This window comes from Nonomuraea sp. NPDC049646, assembly GCF_044465525.1.
In the GTDB taxonomy this organism is placed as follows: domain Bacteria; phylum Actinomycetota; class Actinomycetes; order Streptosporangiales; family Streptosporangiaceae; genus Nonomuraea.
Genome location: NZ_JBITLU010000012.1, coordinates 17,172 through 41,491, shown reverse-complemented (window position 1 = coordinate 41,491; position 24,320 = coordinate 17,172). Strand labels below are relative to the sequence as shown.

At 70.2% G+C, this 24,320-nt stretch carries 27 protein-coding genes and 1 pseudogene; 7 read left to right on the top strand and 21 right to left on the bottom strand.

The genetic code is table 11. The features are described 5' to 3' along the window. Positions 1-75 precede the first annotated feature (75 nt). The 7 genes and pseudogenes from ACIBQ8_RS32465 to ACIBQ8_RS32435 all read right to left on the bottom strand — a co-directional run bounded on the left by ACIBQ8_RS32465 (position 76) and on the right by ACIBQ8_RS32435 (position 5,639). The gene (locus tag ACIBQ8_RS32465) at positions 76-858 is read right to left on the bottom strand and encodes an endonuclease/exonuclease/phosphatase family protein (RefSeq protein WP_397193777.1); all 783 of its coding nucleotides are present in this window, start codon (positions 856-858) and stop codon (positions 76-78) included. Positions 859-944: 86 nt separating this feature from the next. Continuing rightward, a pseudogene (locus ACIBQ8_RS32460) lies at positions 945-1,292 on the bottom strand (alpha/beta hydrolase); the annotation flags it as partial. Between the two features lie 123 nt (positions 1,293-1,415). Beyond that, positions 1,416-1,847 carry a hypothetical protein gene (locus ACIBQ8_RS32455; protein ID WP_397193776.1) on the bottom strand — a complete coding sequence of 144 codons (432 nt, stop codon included), beginning with the start codon at positions 1,845-1,847 and terminating at the stop codon, positions 1,416-1,418. A 753-nt stretch (positions 1,848-2,600) separates the two neighbouring features. Further along, positions 2,601-3,389 (bottom strand): hypothetical protein, encoded by a 789-nt coding sequence (locus tag ACIBQ8_RS32450; RefSeq protein WP_397178426.1) that lies wholly within the window; start codon positions 3,387-3,389, stop codon positions 2,601-2,603. A gap of 238 nt (positions 3,390-3,627) precedes the next feature. Then, positions 3,628-4,191, bottom strand: coding sequence for an NADPH-dependent FMN reductase (locus ACIBQ8_RS32445; RefSeq protein WP_397193775.1), 564 nt, complete (start codon positions 4,189-4,191; stop codon positions 3,628-3,630). A 66-nt stretch (positions 4,192-4,257) separates the two neighbouring features. Beyond that, on the bottom strand, positions 4,258-5,400 hold the full coding sequence (locus ACIBQ8_RS32440; RefSeq protein ID WP_397193774.1) for an FAD-dependent oxidoreductase: 1,143 nt from the start codon (positions 5,398-5,400) through the stop codon (positions 4,258-4,260). 101 nt (positions 5,401-5,501) lie between these two features. After that, positions 5,502-5,639: a hypothetical protein gene (locus ACIBQ8_RS32435; RefSeq protein ID WP_397193773.1), complete on the bottom strand. Its 138-nt coding sequence runs from the start codon at positions 5,637-5,639 to the stop codon at positions 5,502-5,504. Positions 5,640-5,753: 114 nt separating this feature from the next. Between ACIBQ8_RS32435 and ACIBQ8_RS32430 the strand changes: the two genes are divergently transcribed. Next, a complete protein-coding gene (locus tag ACIBQ8_RS32430; RefSeq protein ID WP_397193772.1) occupies positions 5,754-6,980 on the top strand; it encodes a TetR/AcrR family transcriptional regulator in 1,227 nt (408 codons plus the stop codon). Positions 6,981-7,070: 90 nt separating this feature from the next. On the opposite strand, the gene ACIBQ8_RS32425 is transcribed toward ACIBQ8_RS32430, so the two are convergent. Next, positions 7,071-7,400 carry a Tn3 family transposase gene (locus tag ACIBQ8_RS32425; RefSeq protein ID WP_397193771.1) on the bottom strand — a complete coding sequence of 110 codons (330 nt, stop codon included), beginning with the start codon at positions 7,398-7,400 and terminating at the stop codon, positions 7,071-7,073. 151 nt (positions 7,401-7,551) lie between these two features. Beyond that, positions 7,552-7,815 (bottom strand): hypothetical protein, encoded by a 264-nt coding sequence (locus tag ACIBQ8_RS32420; protein WP_397193954.1) that lies wholly within the window; start codon positions 7,813-7,815, stop codon positions 7,552-7,554. Here ACIBQ8_RS32420 and ACIBQ8_RS32415 point away from each other — a divergent pair. Continuing rightward, a complete protein-coding gene (locus ACIBQ8_RS32415) occupies positions 7,696-8,139 on the top strand; it encodes an ATP-binding cassette domain-containing protein (protein ID WP_397193948.1) in 444 nt (147 codons plus the stop codon). The two genes, ACIBQ8_RS32420 and ACIBQ8_RS32415, sit on opposite strands and share 120 nt — an antisense overlap. Here the strand turns inward: ACIBQ8_RS32415 and ACIBQ8_RS32410 are convergent. The 5 genes from ACIBQ8_RS32410 to ACIBQ8_RS32390 all read right to left on the bottom strand — a co-directional run bounded on the left by ACIBQ8_RS32410 (position 8,025) and on the right by ACIBQ8_RS32390 (position 16,348). Then, positions 8,025-12,044: a S8 family serine peptidase gene (locus ACIBQ8_RS32410; protein ID WP_397193770.1), complete on the bottom strand. Its 4,020-nt coding sequence runs from the start codon at positions 12,042-12,044 to the stop codon at positions 8,025-8,027. The two genes, ACIBQ8_RS32415 and ACIBQ8_RS32410, sit on opposite strands and share 115 nt — an antisense overlap. Before the next feature lie 102 nt (positions 12,045-12,146). Continuing rightward, complete coding sequence (locus ACIBQ8_RS32405) at positions 12,147-12,269, bottom strand: hypothetical protein (protein ID WP_364337215.1); 123 nt, start codon at positions 12,267-12,269, stop codon at positions 12,147-12,149. A gap of 59 nt (positions 12,270-12,328) precedes the next feature. After that, complete coding sequence (locus ACIBQ8_RS32400) at positions 12,329-15,232, bottom strand: AAA family ATPase (RefSeq protein ID WP_397193769.1); 2,904 nt, start codon at positions 15,230-15,232, stop codon at positions 12,329-12,331. Positions 15,233-15,461: 229 nt separating this feature from the next. Further along, a complete protein-coding gene (locus ACIBQ8_RS32395; protein ID WP_397193768.1) occupies positions 15,462-15,698 on the bottom strand; it encodes a hypothetical protein in 237 nt (78 codons plus the stop codon). A 107-nt stretch (positions 15,699-15,805) separates the two neighbouring features. Next, positions 15,806-16,348, bottom strand: coding sequence for a dihydrofolate reductase family protein (locus ACIBQ8_RS32390; RefSeq protein WP_397193767.1), 543 nt, complete (start codon positions 16,346-16,348; stop codon positions 15,806-15,808). A gap of 139 nt (positions 16,349-16,487) precedes the next feature. On the opposite strand from ACIBQ8_RS32390, the gene ACIBQ8_RS32385 reads away from it, so the two are divergent. Beyond that, positions 16,488-17,078 carry a TetR/AcrR family transcriptional regulator gene (locus tag ACIBQ8_RS32385; RefSeq protein ID WP_397193766.1) on the top strand — a complete coding sequence of 197 codons (591 nt, stop codon included), beginning with the start codon at positions 16,488-16,490 and terminating at the stop codon, positions 17,076-17,078. A 5-nt stretch (positions 17,079-17,083) separates the two neighbouring features. On the opposite strand, the gene ACIBQ8_RS32380 is transcribed toward ACIBQ8_RS32385, so the two are convergent. Beyond that, a complete protein-coding gene (locus ACIBQ8_RS32380) occupies positions 17,084-17,611 on the bottom strand; it encodes a hypothetical protein (protein ID WP_397193765.1) in 528 nt (175 codons plus the stop codon). A gap of 145 nt (positions 17,612-17,756) precedes the next feature. Here ACIBQ8_RS32380 and ACIBQ8_RS32375 point away from each other — a divergent pair, with 145 nt between their 5' ends. Both ACIBQ8_RS32375 and ACIBQ8_RS32370 read left to right on the top strand, forming a co-directional pair. After that, entirely contained in the window at positions 17,757-18,326 is a 570-nt protein-coding gene (locus ACIBQ8_RS32375; RefSeq protein ID WP_397178436.1) for a TetR/AcrR family transcriptional regulator, read from the top strand. Then, a complete protein-coding gene (locus ACIBQ8_RS32370; RefSeq protein WP_397178437.1) occupies positions 18,316-18,942 on the top strand; it encodes a hypothetical protein in 627 nt (208 codons plus the stop codon). Before ACIBQ8_RS32375 ends, ACIBQ8_RS32370 begins: the two co-directional genes overlap by 11 nt. Here ACIBQ8_RS32370 and ACIBQ8_RS32365 read toward each other — a convergent pair. Next, positions 18,905-19,054 carry a hypothetical protein gene (locus ACIBQ8_RS32365; protein WP_397193764.1) on the bottom strand — a complete coding sequence of 50 codons (150 nt, stop codon included), beginning with the start codon at positions 19,052-19,054 and terminating at the stop codon, positions 18,905-18,907. The genes ACIBQ8_RS32370 and ACIBQ8_RS32365 overlap by 38 nt on opposite strands. Before the next feature lie 263 nt (positions 19,055-19,317). After that, the gene (locus tag ACIBQ8_RS32360) at positions 19,318-20,370 is read right to left on the bottom strand and encodes a sigma-70 family RNA polymerase sigma factor (protein WP_397178439.1); all 1,053 of its coding nucleotides are present in this window, start codon (positions 20,368-20,370) and stop codon (positions 19,318-19,320) included. A gap of 79 nt (positions 20,371-20,449) precedes the next feature. Here ACIBQ8_RS32360 and ACIBQ8_RS32355 point away from each other — a divergent pair, with 79 nt between their 5' ends. Together ACIBQ8_RS32355 and ACIBQ8_RS32350 are read left to right on the top strand one after the other, a co-directional pair. Further along, positions 20,450-20,809 (top strand): VOC family protein, encoded by a 360-nt coding sequence (locus ACIBQ8_RS32355; RefSeq protein WP_397178440.1) that lies wholly within the window; start codon positions 20,450-20,452, stop codon positions 20,807-20,809. Between the two features lie 2 nt (positions 20,810-20,811). Next, entirely contained in the window at positions 20,812-21,471 is a 660-nt protein-coding gene (locus ACIBQ8_RS32350) for a maleylpyruvate isomerase family mycothiol-dependent enzyme (protein WP_397178441.1), read from the top strand. A 156-nt stretch (positions 21,472-21,627) separates the two neighbouring features. On the opposite strand, the gene ACIBQ8_RS32345 is transcribed toward ACIBQ8_RS32350, so the two are convergent. The 4 genes from ACIBQ8_RS32345 to ACIBQ8_RS32330 all read right to left on the bottom strand — a co-directional run bounded on the left by ACIBQ8_RS32345 (position 21,628) and on the right by ACIBQ8_RS32330 (position 24,094). Next, positions 21,628-21,789, bottom strand: coding sequence for a hypothetical protein (locus tag ACIBQ8_RS32345; RefSeq protein WP_397193763.1), 162 nt, complete (start codon positions 21,787-21,789; stop codon positions 21,628-21,630). 144 nt (positions 21,790-21,933) lie between these two features. Then, entirely contained in the window at positions 21,934-22,494 is a 561-nt protein-coding gene (locus tag ACIBQ8_RS32340; protein WP_397193762.1) for a hypothetical protein, read from the bottom strand. A gap of 378 nt (positions 22,495-22,872) precedes the next feature. Then, the gene (locus ACIBQ8_RS32335) at positions 22,873-23,868 is read right to left on the bottom strand and encodes a polysaccharide deacetylase family protein (RefSeq protein ID WP_397193761.1); all 996 of its coding nucleotides are present in this window, start codon (positions 23,866-23,868) and stop codon (positions 22,873-22,875) included. A 55-nt stretch (positions 23,869-23,923) separates the two neighbouring features. Beyond that, a complete protein-coding gene (locus tag ACIBQ8_RS32330) occupies positions 23,924-24,094 on the bottom strand; it encodes a hypothetical protein (protein WP_397193760.1) in 171 nt (56 codons plus the stop codon). Between the last annotated feature and the right edge of the window lie 226 nt (positions 24,095-24,320).

The window sequence follows — 24,320 nt, the reverse complement described above, 5'->3', positions numbered from 1 at the left end:
GCTGGGCACGCGGTGGTCAGGCTCGCGCTGAGGACGGGATGCCCTCCGGCACCGCGCGGCCTGACCGGGCTCCTGCTACCGCGTCACCCAGGCGTGCAGCGGGACGTGATCGGACCACGTGCGCCTGGCGTGATCGACGAAGCACCTCCGTACGCGCCCCTCGCCGGCGAACACGTAATCGATCTTCCGTTTGCGGGTCACGTAGGTCCAGCGCCGGCGCGGGTCGCACTCGTCGCGCCCCTTGTAGGCCGCGGCGGCGTCGCGCGGCACCAGGTTGAGATCGCCGCCGATCACGCCCCGGCCGAGCCTGAACAGCTCGCGCAACTGGATGTGCCGGTAGGGCCTGCCCTTCTGCCTGTCGTCGTAGCTCGATCCGGACGAGAAGTGCGCGGTGCAGAATGCCCGGTCGGCCGTGCAGACGGCGTACCTGCGGGCTCCCCACGGCGGCGAGGTCAGCGCGTGCGCGACGAGGCGGGTGTCCGTTCCGGCCACGGCCAGGGTGACGCTCAGCACCCCGCGCGGCCTACCGCTGGTGTCGGGAAGGCACTGGTACGGGGAGCCGTCCGGGTACACCAGCCCCGCCGACCCGACGCTCCACTCCCGGCCGGTACGGCGTTCGAGCTCGTGTTCCAGGTCGGCGTCCGCGCCCGTGCAGAACTCCTGGAGGAAGACCACATCCGCCTCGGTCGCCAGCACCGCCACGTGCCACGCCAGCTCGGCGTTCGAGCGGCGGAAGAGCGCGCACCCGGGATTGGTGCCCGCGCAGACGTTCCACGTCATCACATGGACGAGAGGGGGCTGCGCCTGTACGGACAGGTACGGGAACAACAGCGCGGCGATCAAGAGCTGCCTGATCATCCGAGATCCCTCCACACATGATCGGAGCCATCAAGGACCGCTCAACCGGCAGGACAGCGGTCAACCGAAGTCCGATGCCTGCCCGATCAGCCCGGTCCGGCTGGAAAAACCGCATTCGTCATTGTCCTGGCGGCGCGACCCGGAGGCCAGATCTGCGGGCGGCGCCGTGGTGCTCGTCCCCGGCCGACAGACCGGTGCCCGTGGTCACCCGGGGGTGGGAGTCTCAGGCTCGTCAGGTAGCGGTTGACGTGGGCGGTGACGCAGCCGGTGTCGCCGTAGAGGTAGAGCATGTGGCCGTGCCCCTCGTACCGAACGCTGGACGAGCCCGGCACCGGCCGGACGACCTCCGCCACCTCGTCGTGGTCCGTCCAGCTGCCGACCCCCAGGACCAGCGGCAGGCCGCGGGCGGGCAGCGGCGCCGGCGGGTTGGTGACGGGCGCTGGCCAGCGGCCACCAGGCCCGCTGCCCGGCGAAGTCCGGCGACAGCACCGCCGCCCTCCCGAGCGCCTCGCGGTAGGCGGCGTGGCTGCCGTATCCCGCGCCGTCCAGGCAGCGCGTCATGTTCTGCCCGGCGAGCGAGGGCACCTTGGGCTGCCCGACGACTGCCGCACGTAGTCGGCGAACCCGTCGTGACGCAGGTGAGCGGCCAGGATGCGCTGAGCGGTCAGGCGGACCTGCCGTTCCTCCTGCGGATCGCGGCCCGTCGCCGGGCCGGATCTGCCCCCTCCGGCGGCGGCGTGCAGGGCATGCGCAGGTAGGAGCAGATGACGTTCACGATCGTCTGGCGCAGCGGGGGTCCCCTGGGCCAGGTGCTCCAGGGCGTACAGGCCAGCGAGCCGGACCGGTGCCTTGTCGCTGCCGAGGTGGTCGGCGGCCTTGGTGTAGAGCTCCGTCACGCGACGCTCGGCGGCGTCGTGCGTGGTGTGCGTGGTGTGCGCGGTGGCCAACTCCTGGTGCCGGTGGCGGCGTACGGCCAGCAGGAGTGTCACCGCGGCGCCGACGCCGGCGCCGGCCGCCGGCGCGATCCGGACGGCCTCGATCTGGGCGGAGATCCGCTCGGGACCGGGCAGCGTGCCCAGATCCTGCAGCAGCCACCCTGGAGCTTTAGGACGTCAAGGCGTTCATCCCTACAGTCCGGGCCCGTGAACCAGGCCCCTGCCCGGCCGGCGGGGGTGCTATTCGCGCCCTCGACGAACTCGTCCGCACGGTCCTGGCCGACAAGAAGACCGCCGGCATCCCCACCACGCCGAAGCGGGCCCGCGAGCACGTCAGCGTCACGCTCGCGATGCTCGGCCGGTATCTGGCATCCGAGCCGTACACGCCGGCCATGCCGGAGGAGCAGCCGCAGTTGGTGAGGCCGCACTGCCAGCATGACCAGGAGCGCGCCTTGGACGTGTGCCAGGACGGGTACGCGCACTTCGCGTGCAGCACGGCGCGGCCCGGCCGGACACGCTCATGGTCCGCACCCCGTCCGGCGGCGCCACCTACACTTCCCGGTCCCGCAGGACGGGCCGTCATCGGGTCGACTACCGGCCACAACCCACGAGCGCCGCTCGAGCCCGGCATCGACACCCGCGGACGGTATCACCTTGGGTTCCTAGCGTGTTCTTGCAGGTCAGAGTGCGATGATCTTGTCAGGCGCGTAAGGCAGGCGAAACGGCGTTGAAGGCATGGCGAGTCGGGCCGGACGGGAGCGCCGGAACAGGGCCGGGCGGAGACGCCGGAGCAAGCGGGGAGGCGCGTCACCCCTCCCGGTACGCCGCGAGCCGTTCCAGGTCCTCCGGCGACAGCGGCTGCAGGAGCCCTGGGTGGTCCTGGGTGAACCTGTCCATGATCATTTTGATGCCTGTGACCGTGGCGATGATCTCGATCGACTGCAGGCCGGCGGCCACGTCCACGCCCGCGGGCACCTCGACCACCATGCTGTCGTCGCCCGGCAGCACGTCCTTGGGGCGGACGACGTTGGCGATCCGCGCGAAGGTGGAGCCCGCGCCGTGCACGTTGAGCAGGACGATCCCCGTCAGCGCCAGCCCGCCCAGCACGGTGATCAGGATGGTGCGGTCGGAGGCGTTGACCTTGATCTTGAAGTACGGGCCGAGCGACACCTCGACATTGGGCTGGACGTTGTTGCCCTGCGCCTGCAGGTTGACCTCGTCCTCACCGTTCGCGCCCGATCTGGGCGGTTTCTGGTCCCAAGGCGTGATGACGAGATCGTCGACATCGCCCAGCGAGTAGATGTTGAAGGCCTTGGTGAGGTCGAACTTGGTCCCCTCTGGTATCTGGATCGCGGACGGTTCGACCCTGGGGTCGCGTCCACCGGGGAAGTAGACCTGGGCGCCGGAGTCGGTCGACTGGTTGAGCACCCAGATATGGTTGTCGCGCGTGCTCACCCAGAAGACCACCTGGCCGATCGTGACGTTGGTTCCCGTGCCGACCGGCCCGAAGTGCACGAGTTCCTTACCGCCGACGAGAGATCCGGCGATCTTTCCGATGGTGGTCGCGACAGTCAGCGCGGCGTCGAGCCAGCCCATGACGTGTCCTTTCTCTGGGGTGACCCACCTAACATGAACCTCGTTTCGCCGCCCTGCAATGCCCAGCATCGAGGTCCGGAAGGTATCGGCCGACCATAATCAGCGCCAGGCGTCCCGGGCTGCGCCATTCCCTTTCGGCAGTGATGCGAGGCGCTTCACGCCGTGGTGTGAGGCACGATGTGGCGGTTGTTCCCGCCGCCCGCGGGAGCCGATGCCCGGGGCGGTGGGAAGGGCTGGGTCAGGCGGGGGTGCGGAGCGGGGCCAGGGCGGTGGACCAGGCGATGAGCTGGTCGAGGGTGGCGGTCAGCTGGGCGGTCTGGCGCTCGCCCGGGGTGAAGTCGGTGAAGCCGGTGAAGTCGTGGTGCATGCTGAGCGCGACCTGGGCGGAGACGTCGGCGACCTGCAGGGCGCCCAGCACGGGTCGCAGCGCCTCGACGGCTCGGACGCCGCCGTCGACGCCGTAGGAGACGAAGGCGGCCGCTTTGTTGTGCCATTCGGCGTGTACGCGGTCGAGGGCGTTCTTCAGCTTGCCAGGGGCGGAGTGGTTGTACTCGGGGGTGACGAACAGGAACCCGTCGTAACGGGCGACGGTCTCGGCCCAGGAGCGGGTGTGGTCGTGGGTGTAGCGGCCGGAGGCGGGCGGCGCCGGCTCGTCCAGGTCGGGCAGGTGGAATTCGGCGAGATCGACCAGCTCGAAGCGGGCGTCAGCGCGCTCGGCGGCGTGCTTCATCACCCACTCGGCCACAGTCGCGCCGCGTCGGCCGGGACGGGTGCTGGCCAGAACGACGGCGATGGTGATCATGATGGGTCCTTTCAGATCAGGTGCGGGGGAACACGGGCGCCCGGGTCGGGGCCGCGGGAGGAGGAGTCAGGTCTGTGGCTGGTCGGCGAACATCCGCGCCAGCCGGGTGACGGGGTCGGGGCCGAACATCAGCTCCAGCGAGGCGGCCGACTCGGCGGCGGAGGCTTCGCTGCGCGGGAAGAGCGCCTTTTCGTAGGCGGCCAGCGCGGCCTCGATGTTGCCGCGGTGGTCGGCGATGGCCTGGCCGAGCTCGGCGCCGTCGAGCATGGCGAGGTTGGCGCCTTCACCGGCGAACGGGGACATCAGGTGCGCGGCGTCTCCGAGCAGGGTGACGCCGGGTACGCGTGGCCAGGAGTGGCCGACGGGCAGAGCATGGATGTGGCGCGGTACGAGCGGGCCGTCGGCCTCGGCGATCAGCGTCTTGAAGGCGGTGTCCCAGTCGGTGAAGTGCGCCAGCAGCGCGGCCTTGGCGGCGGCGGGGTCGGTGAAGTCGATGCCGTCCAGCCAGTCGTGCCCGGTCCGCAGGGCACTGTAGACGTGCAGGCTGCCGTCGCTCTCCCGGTGGGCGAGGAAGCCGCACTCGCCGTCCAGGGCGATGAAGAAGCCGCCGCCGATCAGTGCGGCGCTGCCGGGATGGCGGATGTCGGCCTCCAGCAGGTCGAGCTCGACGAAGGAGATGCCGGTGTAGGCGGGCCGGGCGGGTGAGAGCAGGGGCCGGATGCGGGACCAGGCGCCGTCGGCGCCGACCAGCAGGTCGGTGGTGATGGTGCTGCCGTCGGCGAAGCTCACCTCGTGGCGGCCGTCGCCGAACGCGCGGGCGCCGGTGGCCTTGGCGCTCCAGCGGATCGTGCCGTCCGGCAGGGAGTCGAGCAGTAGGTCGCGCAGCTGGCCGCGGTCGGCCTCGGGACGGTCGCCGGTGCCGTCGTCCTCCTCCTGAAGGGCGACGGCGGCGTCGCGGTCGAGCAGGCGCATGGCTTGCCCGCCGGGGTGGACGATCGCTCGGAACGGCTCGTACAGGCCTGCCGCGCGCAGCGCGACCTGCCCGGAGTCCTCATGGATGTCGAGCATGCCGCCCTGGGTGCGGACGTGCCGATCGCTCTCCAGGTCGAACACGGTGGCGGGGATGCCGTGGGTGTGCAGGACGCGTGCCAGGGTCAGGCCGCTGAGTCCGGCGCCGATGATCGCGATGGGGTGGTGCGCGGTGGTCATGGTGGTACTTCCTTGGTGCAGAGGGCGGAAAGAGGGAGCGGGGACGTGCCGCGCCGGTCTCCCGGGCCGGCAGGGCCGGCCGGCGGCCGGGCACGAGGTGGTCACGGTGGGCCGGCCGCTCGCGGCGCGGCCGGCGGCTTGCCGGGCCCGCTGCGCAGCGGGACTTCCTTGATCAGCCAGGACAGGACCATCCGCATCGAAACGCCCGGCCGGGCCTGCGAGACGGCCGCGTCGACCATGGTCGATCACTCCTCGATGAGCAGCACAAAGAACGAACACATTTGTGCATTCGCTCTGAAACTATAACGACTCTACTCAGGGAGTTGTTCCAGTCAATGCCGTAGACTGGCTGCATGACCGAGGCCACGGGGCGCAGGGAGCGCAAGAAAGCCCGCACCAGGCAGGCGATCGCCGACGCCGCGCTGAAGCTGTTCCTCGACCGCGGCTACGAGCAGGTCGCGATCAAAGACGTGGCCGAGGCCGCGGACGTGTCGATGAGCGGGTTGTTCAAGCACTTCCCGACCAAGGAATCCCTCGTCTTCGACGAAGAGGACGACGTGCAGGCAAGCCTGGTCGCCGCGGTTCGCGTCCGTCCCGAGGGCGTTTCGGTCTTGGAGGCCCTGCGTGACTGGCTGCTGAGCCACGCCTGCGGGGCGAGGGCCGCCCCCGATGCCGTCGCGTTCCTCGACCTCGTCGCCCGCACACCGGCTCTGAGCGACTACGCCCGCCGCATGTGGCTACGGCATGAAGAAGAGCTGGCCAAGGCCATCCGCCGGGCAGGGCCCGAGGCCCCCGGCGCCGCCGTCGCCGCCCGCGCGCTGGCCCGGTTCGTCCTGGACCGCACTCAGCCCTGGCGCCGCGACGACCCGCGCGCCGAGATCGACGCCGCCTTCACCCTGCTCGCCCACGGCTGGCCCGCACCCGAGCGGCGCGTGCCGCCGCACCATCCCCCGCAGGCTGCGCCCGCGACCCCGTCCCCACCGCCAGGGCTGCGCGAACGCAAGAAGGCCGCCACCCGGCAGGCCATCACCGCGACCGCTCTGGAGCTGTTCACCGCTCGCGGCTACGACGACGTCGGGGTTCGCGAGATCGCCGAGGTGGCCGGCACCTCGATCGCCACCCTGTTCGCCTACTTTCCCGACGGCAAGGCCAGCCTGGTCTTTCCCGGCAACCGGAGCGAGCACGTCGCCGCCGTGGTCCAGGCCGTGCACCTGCGGACGCCCGGCCAGAGCGTGCTGGAGGCGCTGCGCGACCACATGGCCGGGCGCGGCCCGTTCGACCCCGCCCCTCCCCCCGACCAGCGACGCGCGCTCGACCTCATCCGGGCCACCCCGGAGCTGCGTGAATACGCGCTGCACTCCTGGACCCTGGCCCAGGAGGCGCTCACCGCCGCCATCGCCCGCGAGGCCGCGCTGCCGGCCGACGACCTGCTCGCCCGGCTCCTGGCCCGCTACGTCCTGCAGATCCCCGACCTGGCCAACACCATCGACGCCGAACCCCGCCACACGCTGGACGTCGTCGTCGGCCTGCTCGAACGGGGATGGCCCGGCGTCCTCACACCTGCACGCCCGCGCCGGTAGGCCATCGCCGGAATCCACCACACCCGTCCAAGGCTCCCCACTCGGGTTCGCACCACCAGCCCAACAGTAACTCTGCGTAATGTCTCCGGTTCAGCACGTAGTGGTCACGCGCATCGGCAGGGATTCCTTCTCGAGGACGTCCCGAAGTTGGCCGTGGACTACGTGGCGGGCCAGGTGAAGGCCGATCCAGCGCGCCAGGTTCGCCGCGCGCAGCGTCTCCTCCCGCACGTACCATTCGGCGGTCCAGGCCAGGATGTCGGAGGAGATCCCGGCGGCATCGGCCATGCGGGTCAGCCCGAAGTGATTCGCCCACTTGGCCGGGGTGAGCAGGTAGGCGGCCGGGTTGGCATACCGGCGCGATCCGGGCACCCACCCTTCTCCCGCCCGCAGGACGTCCCGTAGCACCAGCAGCGTGCACAACTCCCAGTAGTGCCGGTAGGCGCTGGCATCGCCGCTCTTGGCCGCGGTATCCAGGTAGCCGCGCCAGCGGGCCGGTACGAAGGTGACCGGCGCGACCGCGGGACCTTGCGGGCGCCCGTGGCGTTCAGCTCCCGCAAGATCTCCACCGCCTTCAGCAGGTCAGCGGCGGCTCCAGCTGCTGGCGCGGATCGCCATCGTCTTCCAGGACGTCTATCTCTTCGACGGCACGATCGAGGAGAACGTGCTCCTGGGGCCGTCCCGGCGCAAGCCTCGCGGAGGTGCGGGCGGCGCGCTGCTGTCCGGTGGTGAGCGCCAGCGTGTCTCGATCGCGCGGGCCCTGCTGAAGGACGCGCCCGTCGTGCTGCTGGACGAGGTGACCTCGGCGCTGGACCCGGTCAACGAGGCGGCCGTCCACGAGGGCAATCGAGCGCCTGACGGCGGGGCGGACGGTGGCGATGGTGGCGCATCGGATGCGGACCGTCCGGCGCGCCGACGCCTTCCTCGACGGCGGCCGGATCGTGGAGGAAGGCAGCCACGACCAGCGCGATCCCGGCGCCGGCGAACCGCCCCTGATCCAAGAGCCCGGCCGGACGGTGGGAGTCCGGCCGGGCGATGGTCAGGTGGTCACTTGCGTAGGTTGAAGGCGCGGATGGTGGTCTGCTTGAGGGTGTTGCCCGCCTTGTCCCAGGCTTCGACCTTGAGAGTCACTGCGCCCTTGGTGGCACCGAGGGCGGGGTAGCGGGCCGTGGCGGTGTAGGTGCCGTCCTTGTCGCGCTTGACGGGGACGGGGGTGTAGGTGGCGCCGTCGTCGGTGCTGGCCCACAATCTCAGGCCGGCGATGTCCGGCATCTTCGACGGGGACGGTGCGTGGTAGGGGGCGACGGTGAAGGCGTGTGACCGCCCGGCGCGCACGCTGTTGGTGACGTCCAGGGTGTCGCCCAGGTCGTAGCTGACGAACACGACCGGGGCCGGCTTGCAAGGCTTCGCCGTGCCGTACAGCACATCGAGCGAGCAGAAGGAGCCGGGCAGGCGCTGAGCCGTCACCGGGGTGTTGAAGACCCACTCGACGTCGTGCCGGTCGTTCTTGGCGGTCAGGCGGTAGCTGCCGGAGTCCTTCGGCAGGGCGAAGACCGGCAGGATGGTGGAGCCGCTGACCGAGGCGCGCGGGATCTCCTTGCCGTCCCGGTAGAGGCGGACGTCGAAGCCCGGCTTGGACAGGTCGGGCGTCGGCCAGTAGTCGCCGTTGTGCTTCCTGCTGCCGGGCGAGCCGTAGCTGGGCTCGAACTCCGCCCAGAGCTTGTCGCCCTGCACGCACATCAGGCAGCGCAGGTGTGCGCCGAGGTTGGCGCCCGGCTTGGCGAGCTTGTAGACCTTGTCCGAGCCGGTCGCGACGCCTGGCGTGAACGGCGTGGTCATCCACGACTGCCGGACGCGGACCGGTTCGTCGAACACCTCCAGGGCCCACTGCGGGATCCGGGCGTCCGTGGGCCCGCCGCGCTGCTCTTCCATGCCGTGCGACCACAGGAGGCCGGAGTCGAGCGGCCCGACCCAGTCCTGGCGTTCCTGCAGGGTGAGCCGGGGGCCGCCCCACCCGCTGAGCCCGGTCGACAGCGGAATGACGTCGTCGGCCTTCTGCGCGTAACGCCAGTCGTTGTAGCGGTTGGGGGCGACGACGTGGGTGTCCAGGTCGATCCTGGCCAGGTCGCGCTCGCGGAAGGTGTAGTGCAGCGAGCGGGACACCCGGCCCTCTTCGTAGGGGGCGAAGGTGTAGCTGTAGGGCGTCTCCTCGGTGCCGGTCACCCGGACAGTGACCTGCCTGCCGCCCGCGAGCCGGTCGCGCAGGCCGAGGGCCTCGCGGGAGGGCAGGGACACCGTCGGGATGCCGATCGGCTTGGCCTGTCCGGTGAACGGGGTCTGCGTGAAGCTCAGCGGGATCGCGCATCCCGTCCCGGGCTTGGGGAAGTGCGCGATGGCGGCAGCGCCGGCGTCGCGGATCGGGCCGATCCGCTCGATCTGGACTCCGCACGCGTCGCCGAACGTGTTCTGCGACATCGGCGCCTCCAGCAGGACGAGCTTGCCGCGCAGGTCGCGGCCGGCGAGCTCCTCGGGCCTGCCCTCCCCGACGTCCACGAGCTCCAGGTCATGGGTGCCGGTGAAGGGCCGGAAGTCGGGGAAGCCGTCGCTCTGCTCGTGCACCCCGAAGGTGTTGTAGCCGTGCAGCGCCGAGGCCGGGCTCAAGGGGAGCCGGTCCCGCCCGCGCACGCTCATGGCGACCTCGGCCTTGCCGAGGGTGAAGCGGGTGTGGAAGCGGAAGGAGCCCTTGGTGACCTTCTCCGTGGGCAGCGCCCACACCCGGGTCCATGAGTCCTTGGGCCACACGAACCCCATGAACGGGGTTCCGCTGACCGTTGTCCGCTGGTAGGCCAGGTAGGGGAAGTTGCTCAACGGCTCGGCCGGCTGCGGGGTGGTGAAGCGGATCTCCGCCAGCTTCCTGGCGTCGAGCGTGATCTCGGTGTCCCCGGTGACGGTGAACTCCGGCACGGACAGCACCGCCAGGTTGCCCCGGTCGTCGTCGCCGACCCACTCGATGAGCTGCGTCACGCTGATGACGCTCTGCGGCACGCGGACGACCGTGGTGCCCTCGGCGATCAAGCCGACCCCGCCGATGAAGCCCTTGCCGCCGGTGATGTCGATGGTGTCCTGGGCCCACGGACTGCGCGGCTTGCCGTCGCGGCCCAGGGTGTGGATCGTCAGGGTGGCCTTGGGCACCTCGCGGACGACGCCCACGGCGGAGCGCAACTGGACGCCCTCGGCGGTCGCGGTGACGACGCCGGTGTAGGTGTCCAGATCGGGCAGGGCCTTGGGATCGATGGTGGCGGCAGTGGCGGCGGCGCCTCCGGCGGGGAGGGTGAGGGTTGTCGCGGCGATGCTCAGCCCGCTCTCCACCGCCCGGCCGTCCGACCTGCGCAGTTCGGCGGTGAGCTTCAGGGTGATCGGCTCGCTGCCGCCGTTGGTGTAGGTCAGCTCCCTGGTGATGGGCTCGGCGCCGCTCTCGACCGCGCCGAAGTCGATCCCTCCGGTGGTGGCGAAGACCCGCTGGGCGTACGCCCTGGCCACGTCGATGCGGCCGGCGCCCTGCTTGTAGACGCTGAGCGCGTCGTCCTTCGCGGTCGACATGAGCGCGGCCTTGATCTGCGGGCCCGTCCAGTCCGGGTGCAGCTGCGCCATGATCGCGGCGGCTCCGGCGACGTGCGGGGTGGCCATGGAGGTGCCGTTCGCGGCCGTGTAGTGCTCGTCGATCGGGCTCCCCATGCTGGTGCCGGCGGCGCGCGCCGCGGTGATGGCCACGCCCGGGGCGGCGATGTCCGGCTTGAGGCCGCCGCCGACGCGCGGTCCCTGGCTGGAGAAGGCCGCCCACGCGTCGCTCTTGTCCACGGCGGCCACGGTCAGCGCGGCGTCGGCCGTGCCGGGGGTGGCGACCGTCTCGGCGCCCGCCGCGCCCGTGTTGCCCGCGGCGATCACGAACAGGGCGCCTGAGGACGCGCTGAGCGTGTCGACCGCCTGGCTCATCGGGTCGGTGCCGTCGGTGGCCCCGCCGCCGAGGCTCATGCTGATCACCTTGGCGCCGGAGGCCGCGGCCCACTCCATGCCCTCGATGATCTGGGAGTCGCTGCCTGTCCCCTCATCCGACAGCACCTTGCCGACGATCAGCCGGACGCCGGGGGCGACGCCCTTGTGCTTGCCGCCGTCCGCCGCACCGGAGCCGGCAATGGTGGAGGCGACGTGGGTGCCGTGGCCGTGGCCGTCCCGCACCTGCTGGCCGGGGATGAAGGACTTGCTGTCGGTGATCCGGCCGGCCAGGTCGGGGTGTGCCGCATCGACGCCGGTGTCGAGGACGGCGACCTTCACACCGGCGCCGTCGTGGCCGCCGGCCCACGCCTGCGGAGCGCCGATCATCGGGACGCTCTCGGCGAGGTCGGCCTTGACCTTGCCGTCCAGCCACACCTTGGCGATGCCGCCGCGCAGAGTGTCCGGCACGTTGGCCAGGCCGACGATCCCGTTGGCGCCCTTGGTCTCCGGCACGGCTCGCACCGCGTTCCAGAACGCGCCCGCCTCGGCCTTGGTGACCTGGATCGCCGAGGCGTTCACGCTTTCCAGCGTGAGCACGGGCTCGCCGGCCGGGATGGCCGCGGCCGCCGTGGCGACGGCCTGGTCGGTGTGCCGTTCTGGGTACTGCACGATGACGGGCAGCTGCTTGGACTTGTCGTCGGCGTAGCCGTTCTCGGCCAGATAGGTGACGTTGAACAGCTCCCGGTCCAGGCGGCCGGAGTTGATGGCGGGCACGGCGTCGCCCGGGGTGACGTACACGCCCTTGGGGGTGGCGAGCGCGGACAGCCGGGCGGTGGTGCCGTCGGGGCGGACGTGCGCCTCTGGGCGCACGGTGTACTTGCCGCCGCCCGCGTCGCCGAGCCGTACCCGGTCGCCGGTGATCAGGGTGATCGTATGGTCGCCCGGGCCCAGCCCGGTCAGCGCGACCGGGCCGGTGACCTGACCCGGCGTGTGACCCGGCGTGGGAGCGGGTTCCTCGGCGAGGGCGGGGGTGCCGGGCACCGTGAGGGCGCCGAGCGCCAGAGCCGAGACCACGAGCAGTGCGCTCGTGCGGCGTGGCCTGAGGGAGGGGGGATCATGCGGTGATCTGCGTGGGAACATGCGGAACTGCCCTTTCGGGTGCAGAGGGGGGGAAGATCAGACGGGCTCGAACCCTTCGGGGGCGTCGTCAAGGGGTTCGATGACCGGCTTCTCCGGCGGTCCTTCCCGCGCTGGGACGGCGTCGCCCTGTTCGCCGTCGGTGGAGTCGGTTTCGGACATGCCACAAGCCTCGTGCGCACCGCCGGTGAGGACTATGGGTAGGGCACCCCATTCGCGGCTCACGGACGGGGTGGGTCACTACGGGGGTGCTCCAGGCCGAGGTGCGCGCCGAGGGCGGCGCGCGAGCGCAGCCCGAGCTTGCGCAACGCGGCGCCGAGGTGCTTCTCCACCGTCCGGGGGGAGACGAACAGCTGCTGGCCGATCTCCCGGTTGGTCAGGCCCGCGGCGGCCATGTCGGCTATTTCGCGTTCCCGGGGAGACAGGTCCGCACCGTAACCCTGCGGGCCGCCGGGAAAGCGGCCCTTGACCGTCACGCCGTGCCTGCGGGCGAGCTGCGCGGCACGGTCGAGATCCCATCGGGCCGACAGGCCCCGGAACGTCGCCATCGCCTCCTGCAGCGGCTCTCCCGCTCCGGCGCACCCGGCGGCGAACAGGCGCCCGGCCGCCAGCTCGCGCGCCTGGGCCGCCTCGTACGGCGCGCCCAGCAGGTCGTAACCGGCTGCCGCCGCGCGGAAGTCCGCCGCCGCGGCCTCGTCCCCGGTCGTGAGATGAGCGCGTGCGTGGGCCAGCGCCGGGGCGGCCATCGGCGCGTCGAGGTCGCCGAGCCGTGCCGACAGCCGGGCCACCAGCGCGAGCGCCTCCTCCTGCCGGTCGGCGGCCGCCATCGCCTCGGCGAGCGCGGGCAGCGCGCGAACCGCCAGCGGCCAGAGCCCCTTGATCTCCCACACGGCGACCGCCGCCTCGGTCGCCGCGAGCGCGGCCCCGGCCTCGCCGTTCGCCGTGGACAGCCGCAGGAACCCGGCCACCGACAGCGGAAGCAGCTCATAGGCGCCCATGACCAGGGCGTTGCCGGCGACGTCGGGGAGCTCACGCCGGGCGGTGTCGAGCGCGCCGCGCGCCAGCGCCAGGCAGGCCGCGACGGTCTCGGCGCCGAGACGGTCGAACGGGCGGCCGCCGTACTCCTCGAGCAGGAGCGCGGTCTCCTCCTCCAGGCCGTCCCACCGGCCTTGGCAGCAGGCCAGCAAGAGCGCGACCAGGCGGCAGCGCGCCAGCGGCTCGCGCGAGGACTCCTCGCCGGCCGCCTCCCGCATCGCCGCGGTCAGCAGGGTGGCGGCGACTTCGTAGTTCCCTGCGAGACAGGCGTTCTCCGCGATGGATCGGTAGGCGCCCACCTCCTGCCGGTGCCGTGGCCGGCCGCCGGTCCTGCGGCGCACCTCCCTGGTCAGTTCCAGCCAGCGGGGGTCGCCGTACCCGCCCAGCGAGGTCGCGATCTTGCCGAGGATGAACACCTCCTCGACCGGGTTGCCGATCGCCGGCACCACCGCCAGCGCCCGCTCCAGCCACACGATGTGCTCGGCCAGCGGCACCCGCGCGTCCATCGGCCGGCCGAGCGCCGCCATCACCCATGCCGCGAGCTCGGGCTGGCCGGCGAGGTCGTCGACGGCGGCGGTGAAGGCGCGGCGCTGCGCGCCGGGGTCCTCGCCGAGCCTTTCCTGGAGCAATCCGATGAGAAAGTGCAGCTGTCCGCGTAGCGGGCCCGGTTGCTCCGACTCCAGCGCCTGCGACAGCAGGTCGATGACCTTCGGCGGGCGCAGCACCTGGGGGGCGGCCCATCCCAGCCGTACCGCCAGGCGGCTTCGGCGTTCCGAGGCGAGGGGCGCGTGGCGCAGGACGTCCTCCAGAATGCGGACTGCCTCGGCGTCGTCGCCGAGGTGCGAGGCCTGTTCCGCTGCCTGTTCGGCGGCCTCCACCCAGTCGGCCAGCCGTCCGGCCCGGCGCAGGTGGTGGGCCTCCTGGCCGAGCGGCACCGGCTTCAGGGCCCGCACGGCCGCGGCGGCCCGCGCGTGCAGCTCCTGTCGCCGGCCGAGCGGGATCGCCCCGTACACCGCCTGGGCGGTGAGTACGTGCCGGAACGCCACCGTTCCGGCCTGCTCGACCAGCAGGCCGGAGACCAGCAGCTCGTCCGCCCCCGCCACGGTGTCGGCCCTGGTCAGCCTGCTTACCGCGGCCAGTTCCTCCAGCCGCACCGGCACATGCAGCACCGCCGCCGCCTCCGCGACGACCCGCGCGACCTCGGGCAGCCGTGCCACCCGTTCACGCACCGAGTCGCGTACGCCCGGCGGCACGTCGAGCTCGGCCACCGCCTTGCGCGCCCACCGCCCGCTGCGCAGCCTGATCAGCGCGCCGCGCGCCCGCAGCAGCGCCATCAACTCCTGGACGGCCAGCGGTAACCCCGACGAAAGCTCATGCAGGTGCGCGCCGAAGTCCGCGGTGACGCCCGCCTCGCCCAGTATCGCCGCGGCCATCGCGCCGGTCTGCGCGGCGTCCAGGGCCTTCAACAGGATGTGATCGTGGAAGACCGGGTCCGCGGGACGCCCGGTCACCTCCCGGACCGAGCCGCCCGCCTCCTCCCCCCGGTAGGCGAGCACGAGCGACATCTCCGGCAGCGGGACCGCCAGCGCGTAGGCGAGGAATTCGATCGTCTGCTCGTCGGCCCAGTGCAGATCCTCCACCACCAGGACGACGGGGCCGAGCGCCCGCAGCACCTCGGCCAGGCCGCGGAACAGCTGGTGACGTTCGGCGGCCCGGTCGTCCAGGGGCTTCAGCGCAGGCGGCAGCACGGATTCCAGTTCGGGCAGCAGAGCGCGCAGCGCGCCCGCGACCGGTGACAGTTCGGCGCGCGCCAGCGCGTCGCCGGTGCCGCGCAGCGCCTCGATCAGGGGGCCCAGGGGGAACGGTTCCCGGATGCGCCGGGCACCGCCGCGCAGCAGCAGTCTGCCGGCCATCACGGGCAGCGCCGCCAGCTCGGCCAACAGCCTGCTCTTGCCGATACCGGCCTCGCCTTCGAGCACGACCACCGCGGGCGGCCGGCTCACTGCGGCGACCAGACGGCGAAGCTCCTCCTCGCGTCCGATCAGGATCGGGGAGATCACCCGTCCCGCGGCCGTGTCGCCGTCCGCCATCGAGACCACCTCCGCTCACCTGGTCCGTGCCTTGCGTGATGAATCACCGCAGTTGCGATCATTCATACAGCAAGCGCCCATGAAGGCTCATGTGCCCCTGGCGAACGTTCCTGGGTCCTGGTCCTCTCCCACCTTGTCCCGCACCTGCGCAGCCGACAGCCGATCGATGTGCACCCGCGGCTTCGCCGGCTCGCCGCGCAGGTGGCCGGTTTCGAGGCCATGCTGCAGATCAAGGGTTGGAAGCCGGGAGGTCGAAGCGATGGTCGCTGACGAGCGCGGGCACGGTGGTCATCACTTCCAGCACCCGGCGGACCAGAGCTCGCGCCTCGGACATTTGACGCGGCGGGCGCGAGCCCGCCAGGTGGCAGGCAGCCCAGCGGATGACGGCCTCGGAGATCTTCGGGTCTCGTTCGTAGTCGCGGGCCAGACGGCGACAGGCGGTCAGCCAGGCCAGCGTCCTCTCCACCACTGATCAGCGGGCTTGCGGACGATCTGCGATGGGGCCGGTGGCGCTGCTGACCGTTGCCGCCTGGCACCGCGGCTCCCGATAGCTCGCAGGACCTGCAACTCTGGCTAACGGAGGACTCGGTAGCGAAGATGAGCCTCACTCGCGAAGGCTGATGTATCGAGGCGCTCAAGCTCGATGTGCCGCCCAAGGCCGGCGAACAGCGAGATGCCGTCGCCGAGCAGGACCGGCGCAACGTCCAGGTGGAGCTCGTCGACGAGACCCAGCCGCAGGCACTGTCGTGCGATGCTTCCTCCGAGCAGGCTGACCCAGCGGTCCCCGGCCGCTTGCGTGGCCAGCCTGACGGCCTCCTTGATGTCGTCGACGACGAAGTTGTACGTGATGCCGTCGCGCTCGATCGGCTCATGGGCGCTGCGGGTCATCAGGTAGACCGGGACCTTCAGCATGCCGCCATACGGGATCTCGCCGTCTTCGATGGTCTGGGTCTTGTTCGCGCCGCCGACCACCGCGCCGATCCGGCTCATCACCGTCTCGACGACGGCGTCATCCTCGGGAGCGGAGGGCCGGCCGAACATCCAGTCGACCCCGCCGTCCTCCTTTGCCAGGAACCCGTCAAGAGTGATGGTCGCGTGGACGATCACGGTAGCCATAAGCCGCTCCTATCTCCGAGAGGTGAGTCGAGCGACTCACCTCTATTAACCTAATCGTGTTCGTAATGGCGAGTCAAGGAACTCGCCTCGATGAGATGCTGAACGGATGACACAGGGACGCTCCTCGTACCACCGTGCGGTGGCCGCGACCAATCGCGAGGCGATCCTCGGCGCCGCCGCGCAGCTCTTCCTGGAGTTCGGGTACGACCGCACGCCACTGGCACGTGTCGCCGAGCGCGCAGGGGTGTCCAAGGCAACGCTCTTCAAGCAGTTCCCGACCAAGGCCGAGCTCTTCGAGGCAACGGTGCTCGCGGCAGGCGGATCGCCGGCTCCGGAGCCGGTCGAGATCCCAACCGGCGACCTCTACGCGGGCTTGGTGGTGCTGGGTCGCGCGTATGCGGAACTGTTGACTCGCCCTCGCATGGTCGCCCTGATGCGAACCGTGATCGCCGAATCGCACCACTTCCCCGAACTGCGCGAGCGGACCTTCGACTTCGGCACGCTGCCCGTGCTGCAGGCGCTGGGGCGCTATCTGCGGGAGGCACACTCCGCGGGAAGCGCCGACATCGATGATCCGGATCTGGCATCCGCACAGTTCCTCGGCATGATCGCGTCCGCGATCTTCTGGCCGTGCCTCACGCACGGTACGTGGTCGATCACCAAGGAAGAGCAGTTGCGGGCGGTCGACGAAGCAGCCCGGACGATCGCCGCGCGCTTCGCAACTCCCTGACGTGATCATCCGCGTTCGGGGCAGTGCCCGACCTCAGGCTGCCGCCGAAGGATCTGGCGTTCGCCGCGGTGGACACGATGGGCGGGCGCGCCAAGAGCACCGGTGCACAGGTCGGCCGCACGCGCCCACTCGCGTGCGGGGGATGTTCGATGCCCGACGGTGAATAGCCCTAACCAAGCCCGCCGGCTGGCAAGTCGAGGCATGGAACAGAGCATGGCGAAGAAGACGAGCGCCCAGGAGGCGGCGATCCACCAGCCGCCGGGAATGTCGAAGGGCCAGCCAGGAAAGACGCCGCGCCGGGAGGACTCCGCCTGCTCCCGCACCAAGAACGGCGGAACAAGCACGCGGCTCATGTCGGCCATGAGGCGCGCGGTCGTGTACGGCCCTTCGAGGTCGGCCATCCCGCCCTCCACCTGGTGCCAGACCAGCGGGGATTCCGACCACCGCAGGGACACCAGTTCGCCGGAGTCGGCGGCCCGGCAGTTCACCCGGTCGACCTCCCCTGCCAGCACCACATCGCGGAACTGCTCCAACGTCCGCGAAAGAGGGCGAGGAACCCGGTTTCACCGTTCGAGCGGTACCCCTCCGGATCGCCTTCGACGTCCTCGCGGTCGCCGCCGTCAGCACGGTGGCGCTTGTGTTGATCATAGGGTTACCACTGGGGTGTACCATCGGTACATGCCGTTGCCACGCTTCTATCGCCTGCCCGCCGACCGGCGGGAGTCGATCCTGCAGGTCGCCAGGGAGCACTTCGCCCGGGACGGCGCCGACCGCGCCTCCTACAACAAGATCATCGCAGCGCTCGGGATCTCCAAAACGTCGGCCTACCAGTACTTCGACGGCAAGGAAGACCTGTTCGCCGGGGTGATCGAGGATGTGCACGCGCGGATATCCCAGGCACTCGGGGACTGGCCGGACGCCGGCTCGGCCGAAGAGTTCTGGGAGCAGTTGCAGGCGGCCTCCGGCCGGCTGACCGCGCACGGGCTGGCCCATCCCGATGACCTGGCGCTGCTCGACGCGAGCACGGCCCAGGACCCCGCGCCCTGGCTGGCCCCCGTGCTCGACAACGGGCGAGCCCTCGGCGTGATCAGGTCCGACGTGGATCGCGAGCTCATGCTCGTCGCCACCGCCGCCGTCCTGCGCGCCGCCGACGTCTGGGCTGCCGCAAGGCTACGCCAGGGCTCCGCCGTACCGGATGTGATCTGGAGCCTGGTGCGAGGGATGTGGAGCAAGCCCGATGAGAGCTGAGATCGACTGGACCATCCCCGCCACGCCGCCGGGATGGAGGGGTGCGTTCGAGCGGTTCATGGGGCCGGGCAAGAGCCGGGCGGAGCAGCGGATGGAGATCGCCGGCTCGCTCGCGTGCATGGCGCTGCTCGGCTGGCACCTGCTCCTGGCGCCGATCCAGGGGGGCTGGCCGCAATGGCTCGTCACGGTGGTCATCGGCCTCGATCTCGTGGGCGGCGTGATGACCAACGCGACAAACGCGGCCAAGAGGTGGTACCACCACAAACCCTCGCGCGCGCGGCTCCGGTTCGTCGCCGCACACCTCGTCTACCTGGCGGCCATGGCGTTCGTGGTGCTGGACGCCGCATGGGGGTGGTTTCTGACCAATTCCGCCCTTCTGCTGGCGGGCGCTCTGCTCATCGAGATGGTCCGACTGGAGGCCAAGCGGCCCGCTGCCATGGCCGCCTATATGGCCGCGGTGCTGGTCAACCTGACGGCCCTGCCGGTTCCGGAGACCCTGGACTGGTTCACCGTCTTCTTCTTCCTCAAGCTCCTGGTGTGCTATCTGGTGCCGGAGGCGCCCATGCGATCCGCGCCGGTCACTGCATCGGGATCACCCGCAGCGCCTCCTCCTTGAGCTCGCCCGGCGTCTTCATGTCATGCGGCGGAGCCAAGTTGTACTCGATGGCGAGCTGAACCGTCTGCGCCATCCGCTCCCCGGCTTCCCTGGCCAGCAACGTCAACGCCATGTCGATCCCCGACGGCACCCCTGCCGCGGTGACGATCTTTCCATCGAAGACGACCCGCTCCTCGACTGCCGTGCTGCCGAGCCTCCAGGTGCCGCACCCGCCCCCAGTGCGAGGTGGCCCTCTTGCCGGCCAACACCCCGGCCGCAGCCGGCAAGCACACCCCGAGCAGGTATCTCGCCCCACCGTCTGACGCATCGACCCTTCACTTCTACGGGCAGAGAAGTGGCCGATGCGATCCTCAGCCAACGCCTGCGGTTTCGCGGTCAGGGAAGCGAGGCGGGCAGCGCGAAGGGTGGGAAGTGGTCGGGACCGAGGAACGAGACGATCTCGCAGATGCGCGGGCCGCGGAGCGCGAACACGGTGATCGACCAGGCGGTGTGCGGCCCGGCGACGTCGCCGCCGAGGTAGAAGGCCACGGCGGGCTGGGCGTTGGCGCTGGTTGGGAGGGTGCGCCAGCTTGGACATCGGGTGATGGGGACTTGCAGGGCGAAGTCGGTGACGGCCGCCAACCCCTTGTACCAGTGCGCCAGAGGCGGCATGGACCAGGTGACGTCCTCGGTCAGCAGGGGCACCAGGGCGTCGATGTCGCCGCGTTCCAACGCCGTCGCGAACGCCGCCACGAGTTTGTGCACCTTGGCGTCGCCGATCGTCCGCAGCGCCTGCTGCTGGCTCATCGAGGGGGTCTTCTCGGCAATGAGCCTGCGGGCCCGCGCCAGGGCGGAGTTCACGGACGTGGTCGAGGTGCCTATCATGGTGGCGATCTCGGCGGCGGAGAACCCGAGAACGTCGAACAGCAGCAGGGCGGCCCGCTGGTTGCCCGACAGGTGCTGCAGGGCAGCGACGAAAGCGAGTTCGACGGACTCGCGCCGCTCGTAACGCGCTTCGGGGGCGGCGCGGCCGTCGGCGAGGCCCTGATCGGGGTAGGGCGCCAACCAGGCGACGTCGGTCAAGGGGGCAGCGTCCAGCACGGCCCGGTCGCTGGATGAGCCAAGGTCGGCGGGCAGCGCCCGCTTGGCGCGGGAGGCGACCAGGTCCAGGCAGGTGCGGGTGGCCACGGTGTAGAGCCACGAGCGCAACGAGCCGCGGCCCTCGAACCGCGCGAGCCCTCGCCAGGCGCGCAGCAGGGCATCCTGCAGGGCGTCGTCGGCGTCGTGAGTCGAGCCCAGCATGCGATAGCAATGGGCATGCAACTCCTGGTACAGCGGCCCGACCAGGCGCGCGAAGGCGGCATCATCCCCCGTACGAGCTCGGGCCAGGTCAGCCTCCTGACCGCTTCGCACCGGGTCCGCCGGGAGCCCGAAAGATTTTTCCCCCATGAGCGACGATTGTGCCCTACAGCGGCAGTCCTACCAGGTGACGGGCCACACCGGCCCGGCCCCGCCAGAGAGGACTGCCATGACGTCGACCGGATCCCGCCCCGCAGCCGAATGGTTCGACATCTCCACACTCGACGCTCGGCAAGCGCGAGGCTTCTATCAGGAAATGTTCGGCTGGGAGGTGAACGCCATCGACGAGACCTACGCACTCATCGGCGACGACGGCGGCCGTCCTGCGGGAGGGATCGGCCAGGCCGGTCCGAACAGCCCGTATACGGGGATCGTGGTCTACTTCCCGGTTGACGACGTCGAGGCCGCGCTCGCTCGTGCGCAACGGCTGGGCGGCAGCCGGGTCCTGGAGCCGACTCAGACGCCCCTGGGGCGCATCGCGGTATTCGCCGACCTCGACGGCAATCGCGTCGGTCTGGTGAGCCGCTGACCATGACCGAGTTCACACCCGAACCCATCGACAAGGTCCACCTCTGGTCGCTGGTCCACGCCGAACGGGCGGCACTGGCGGCCGACCTCGCGGATCTGACCGATGAGCGATGGGCCACGCCGTCCCTGTGCGCCGGGCTGACGGTCCGCGAGGTGCTGGCGCACATGACCTCTGGGGCGAGCCTCACTCCGGTACGGTGGCTGACCGGCGTCATCCGCTGCCGATTCGACTTCGACCAACAGGTGGCCATGCGGCTGGCCGAACAACTGGGCGCGACCCCGGCCGAGACGCTTGCCAGGTTCCGCCGCATCATCACCAGCACGACCAAGCCACCCTTGCCGGTCATGGCGATGCTGGGCGAGACGATCGTGCACGGAGAGGACATCCGGCGACCTTTGGGCATCCGGCGCGACTACCCGATCGACCTGCTCACGCGGATAGCCCACTACTACCGGCGCACGGACATGGTGGTCCTGGCCAAGGGCCGGATCCGCGGCCTGCGTCTCGTCGCGAACGACGGCCCCTTCGAGACCGGTTCCGGCGCTCTCGTGGCCGGCCCGACAGTGGCGCTGACGATGGCGATGACCGGACGCGCCGGCTACTGGAACGAGCTCGAAGGCGACGGTGTTGCGGTGCTCCGCGCCCGCGGTACGGTCACGTGATCCCCACCTCAGGCCCTCACCGTTCGGGCTCTGAGCAGTTCGGTTGCATGTCTGCCTGTACTTGCCTGTGTGCCTTTGCCTGTACGCCGACAGCACGCGGCGGTCATCTGTCTCGACAAGGAAGCCGTGCAGGCGAGCGTGGTCGCGCCCAGCGGCTCACTGTCGGACCAGGAGGCCCAGGGTTCCGGGCGCCTCCCAGGCCGCCAGCTGCCGCTCAGGGGCGGATTCCTGCTGCGCGAACTGGTTGATCAGGTCGGCGCGGGCTTGCCGGTCCTGCTCGGACGGGGCCTGTAGGAGGATGGCCACCGGCTCGATCACCCTGCATCGTGACCGCGGGCGTGATGGCGTCGTCGTCGCTGAGGTGGTGCGGGGTCCGGTGACACAGGGGAGGCGACGTGGTCACGGTCGAACGGTTGAGGCCGGTGGAGCAGGGGGCGCGGAAGCCGACTGAGCCACACGAACTTACGTGGTATCGCAATCCCTTATCCGTTTACCCTCACGGATGGGGGTTTCGGTTATTTGCCGATATGTGCTGTCCCAAGGAGGTGACCCCTGAATTCTCCGGGGCTGCATATAGCTCTCGTACTTCCAGAAGCGCTGCCCGTCGCCGATGTACATGCCTACCCGCTCGGCGAGATGATAGCCACCGTTCTGACCACCGCGTTTCGACAGCTCCTTCGCGATGGGCGAAGCGAACTCAAGCAGCTCCTCGCGACATGGGCCAATAGACACGCTATACGCATACTTGAACGTGTCGCTATCCAGCTCGACCGTCTCCAGCATCACGAACTGAAGCGCCGAGACGTTCCTGTTGCGGATAAGGTAGCGGAAGGAGCCTCCCAAGTTGGAGGACTCCGACGAGGCTTTCTCGACGAAGTCAACTCGCGCCGCAAATTTGTCCTCGTATTCGCGCTGCTGTTTCTGGTCGGCGGCGGCTGCGCTCGATTGTTCCTCTCGCCAGATTCTGCGTTCGTGCTCCAACTGCAACTGAGCCGTGCGTTCCTGCTCCTGGGCATAGAGCACGGAGGCAACCGCAGCACCCGAGCTGATCAGTGCCGCAGCAGTAGCAAGGATGGCAGCAATGCCGATCCTCGACTTCCCGCTGGTTGAGGTATTCGGGTTGCCTCTATCGCCTTGTATTCGACGCCGGAAATGTGCGGTCCTCCGTCGTGAGGCCTTGTCGCCTCTGGCGACGCCAGGCCGGAATCGAGGCCCCTTAGAGCTGGTCACGTTGACATTCTGCATCTCGTGACACGCTGAAGGGCGGTCTGTGCAGATTGTGAGGCTCTTCTGTGCGTGCTGATATCACATTGTCGCGGTGATCACGCCGCCATGGCGGAGGTTCTGAGTGGTCAACGGGCTACTTGGCGGCTGGGGCCACACTCGGGAGGAGGACGCCTTTCAGGCGGAGCGGCTCGGTTGAGGCCATGCCTGCTGAATGACGCGGTAGTCGATCACGGTGATGTTCTCTTGGCGGAGAAGGTCGCGGGCGGCTGCCGAGGTGAGAAATTCGTAGTCGGTCTGCCGTACGAGCCAGCCGCTGTCGATCGTGCGGGTTTGGCGGGTGCCCACGCTTGGATGTACTGCCCATTCGCTGAGTCCTGCCGGTAGATCGCGCAACAGGCGGGAGTATTGGGCCCCTTTGTGGTCGGTGGGCAGGGAGAAGCTGTCCAGGAAGGGGTGGTCGATGACCGGCATGCCTTGTGCGCGGATCTCCTGCCGCTTGGGTTGCAGCCAGACCCGTACGGCCAGGCCATGTTCTGCGGCCAGCGCCAGGGTCAGGTCAAGGATGTCGTCGCGGCCGCCGTCGGCCAGACAGTGGAAGTCCAGGTGCGTCGGGGTGAGCCCGCCATCGAGGGCTGCGTGGATTTGTGCTCGGAACTCGAGTTCGACCTCGTCGAGGCGCGCGCCGGCGAGCAATGCGGCACGGCCAGCGGGTGTGGCGGCGAACATCAGTCCCTGCTCGTCGAGCAGCGAGGCGACCTTCTCTTTCGGGGTCAGCGGTCCCCACCGGTAGTGAGGAGTGTCGCAGACCAAGGTGAGGTGGATGCCGAAGGGGATCTCGGGCTGCTGGCGGAGCAGTTGCAGGGCGTGGTGCGCGGCCGGGCAGGGCGTCATCAGGCTGCAGGACGTGGCGATTCCCGCTGCGATGGAGTCGATCACGGCGATGTTGATGTCGTGGTGCATGCCCAGGTCGTCGCAGTTGACGATGAGCACCCGTGCCTCTGGCGGAAAGCCGAGCAGTTCGGTTGAGAGTATCGAGGGCGAAATCGATGCTGCGGCATGTTCGTGCATACGGACAGGGTGGCTGTTGGGGATCATCTCGCGCACGCGGATTTCACGCCCGCCAGTCAACACCAGGGTCGAGGGCAACGCCGGTGCCTGCTCTTTCGGCAACGCGGCGCCCCGTACATCACAGATGCAAAGGTGCCTCACCCTCGACTCGGTGGTCTCAGGCAGCGTCGCCGCCCTGCCTCTTCTCCTCCTGATCCTCGTTCTTGTCGGCTCGCGACTGCGCCTCGCGGTCCAGGCCGTCACGGGCGCTGGGGCTGTCGGGCTTCGTGGCGGCCGTGGACTGCAGGCGGGCAGCCGCCTCCTTGTCCCATGGGGTGTGTTTGCTCATGCGACCACATCTACCGGTCGACGGCCCAGTGCCAGGGCAGGCCAAGGCAACCGCCGCGTCAAGGTGGCCGACGGGGTACGCGGTCGCGCAGCGGGCGTCGCCTTGGTGCCTGTGAGCGCACCGCGGCCGCGGCGCCTGGGCGGAGCCCCGTACCTACAGATCGTCACAGCCTTTCGTCACGCGGATCAGCGGCCTTCAGGGCCGCGAGGATGGCCTGTTCCAGGCT

What these genes read in the sequence shown, in the direction of transcription:
- ACIBQ8_RS32450 (WP_397178426.1), bottom strand. Translation starts at nt 3,389, where the DNA reads ATGGGCTGGCTCGACGCCGCGCTGACTGTCGCGACCACCATCGGAAAG.
- ACIBQ8_RS32375 (WP_397178436.1), top strand. Translation starts at nt 17,757, where the DNA reads ATGCCGTTGCCACGCTTCTATCGCCTGCCCGCCGACCGGCGGGAGTCG.
- ACIBQ8_RS32355 (WP_397178440.1), top strand. Translation starts at nt 20,450, where the DNA reads ATGACGTCGACCGGATCCCGCCCCGCAGCCGAATGGTTCGACATCTCC.
- ACIBQ8_RS32440 (WP_397193774.1), bottom strand. Translation starts at nt 5,400, where the DNA reads ATGACCACCGCGCACCACCCCATCGCGATCATCGGCGCCGGACTCAGC.
- ACIBQ8_RS32465 (WP_397193777.1), bottom strand. Translation starts at nt 858, where the DNA reads ATGATCAGGCAGCTCTTGATCGCCGCGCTGTTGTTCCCGTACCTGTCC.
- ACIBQ8_RS32390 (WP_397193767.1), bottom strand. Translation starts at nt 16,348, where the DNA reads ATGGCTACCGTGATCGTCCACGCGACCATCACTCTTGACGGGTTCCTG.
- ACIBQ8_RS32405 (WP_364337215.1), bottom strand. Translation starts at nt 12,269, where the DNA reads ATGTCCGAAACCGACTCCACCGACGGCGAACAGGGCGACGCCGTCCCA.
- ACIBQ8_RS32370 (WP_397178437.1), top strand. Translation starts at nt 18,316, where the DNA reads ATGAGAGCTGAGATCGACTGGACCATCCCCGCCACGCCGCCGGGATGG.
- ACIBQ8_RS32360 (WP_397178439.1), bottom strand. Translation starts at nt 20,370, where the DNA reads ATGGGGGAAAAATCTTTCGGGCTCCCGGCGGACCCGGTGCGAAGCGGT.
- ACIBQ8_RS32435 (WP_397193773.1), bottom strand. Translation starts at nt 5,639, where the DNA reads ATGGTCGACGCGGCCGTCTCGCAGGCCCGGCCGGGCGTTTCGATGCGG.
- ACIBQ8_RS32430 (WP_397193772.1), top strand. Translation starts at nt 5,754, where the DNA reads ATGACCGAGGCCACGGGGCGCAGGGAGCGCAAGAAAGCCCGCACCAGG.
- ACIBQ8_RS32350 (WP_397178441.1), top strand. Translation starts at nt 20,812, where the DNA reads ATGACCGAGTTCACACCCGAACCCATCGACAAGGTCCACCTCTGGTCG.
- ACIBQ8_RS32400 (WP_397193769.1), bottom strand. Translation starts at nt 15,232, where the DNA reads ATGGCGGACGGCGACACGGCCGCGGGACGGGTGATCTCCCCGATCCTG.
- ACIBQ8_RS32445 (WP_397193775.1), bottom strand. Translation starts at nt 4,191, where the DNA reads ATGATCACCATCGCCGTCGTTCTGGCCAGCACCCGTCCCGGCCGACGC.
- ACIBQ8_RS32330 (WP_397193760.1), bottom strand. Translation starts at nt 24,094, where the DNA reads ATGAGCAAACACACCCCATGGGACAAGGAGGCGGCTGCCCGCCTGCAG.
- ACIBQ8_RS32365 (WP_397193764.1), bottom strand. Translation starts at nt 19,054, where the DNA reads ATGGCGTTGACGTTGCTGGCCAGGGAAGCCGGGGAGCGGATGGCGCAG.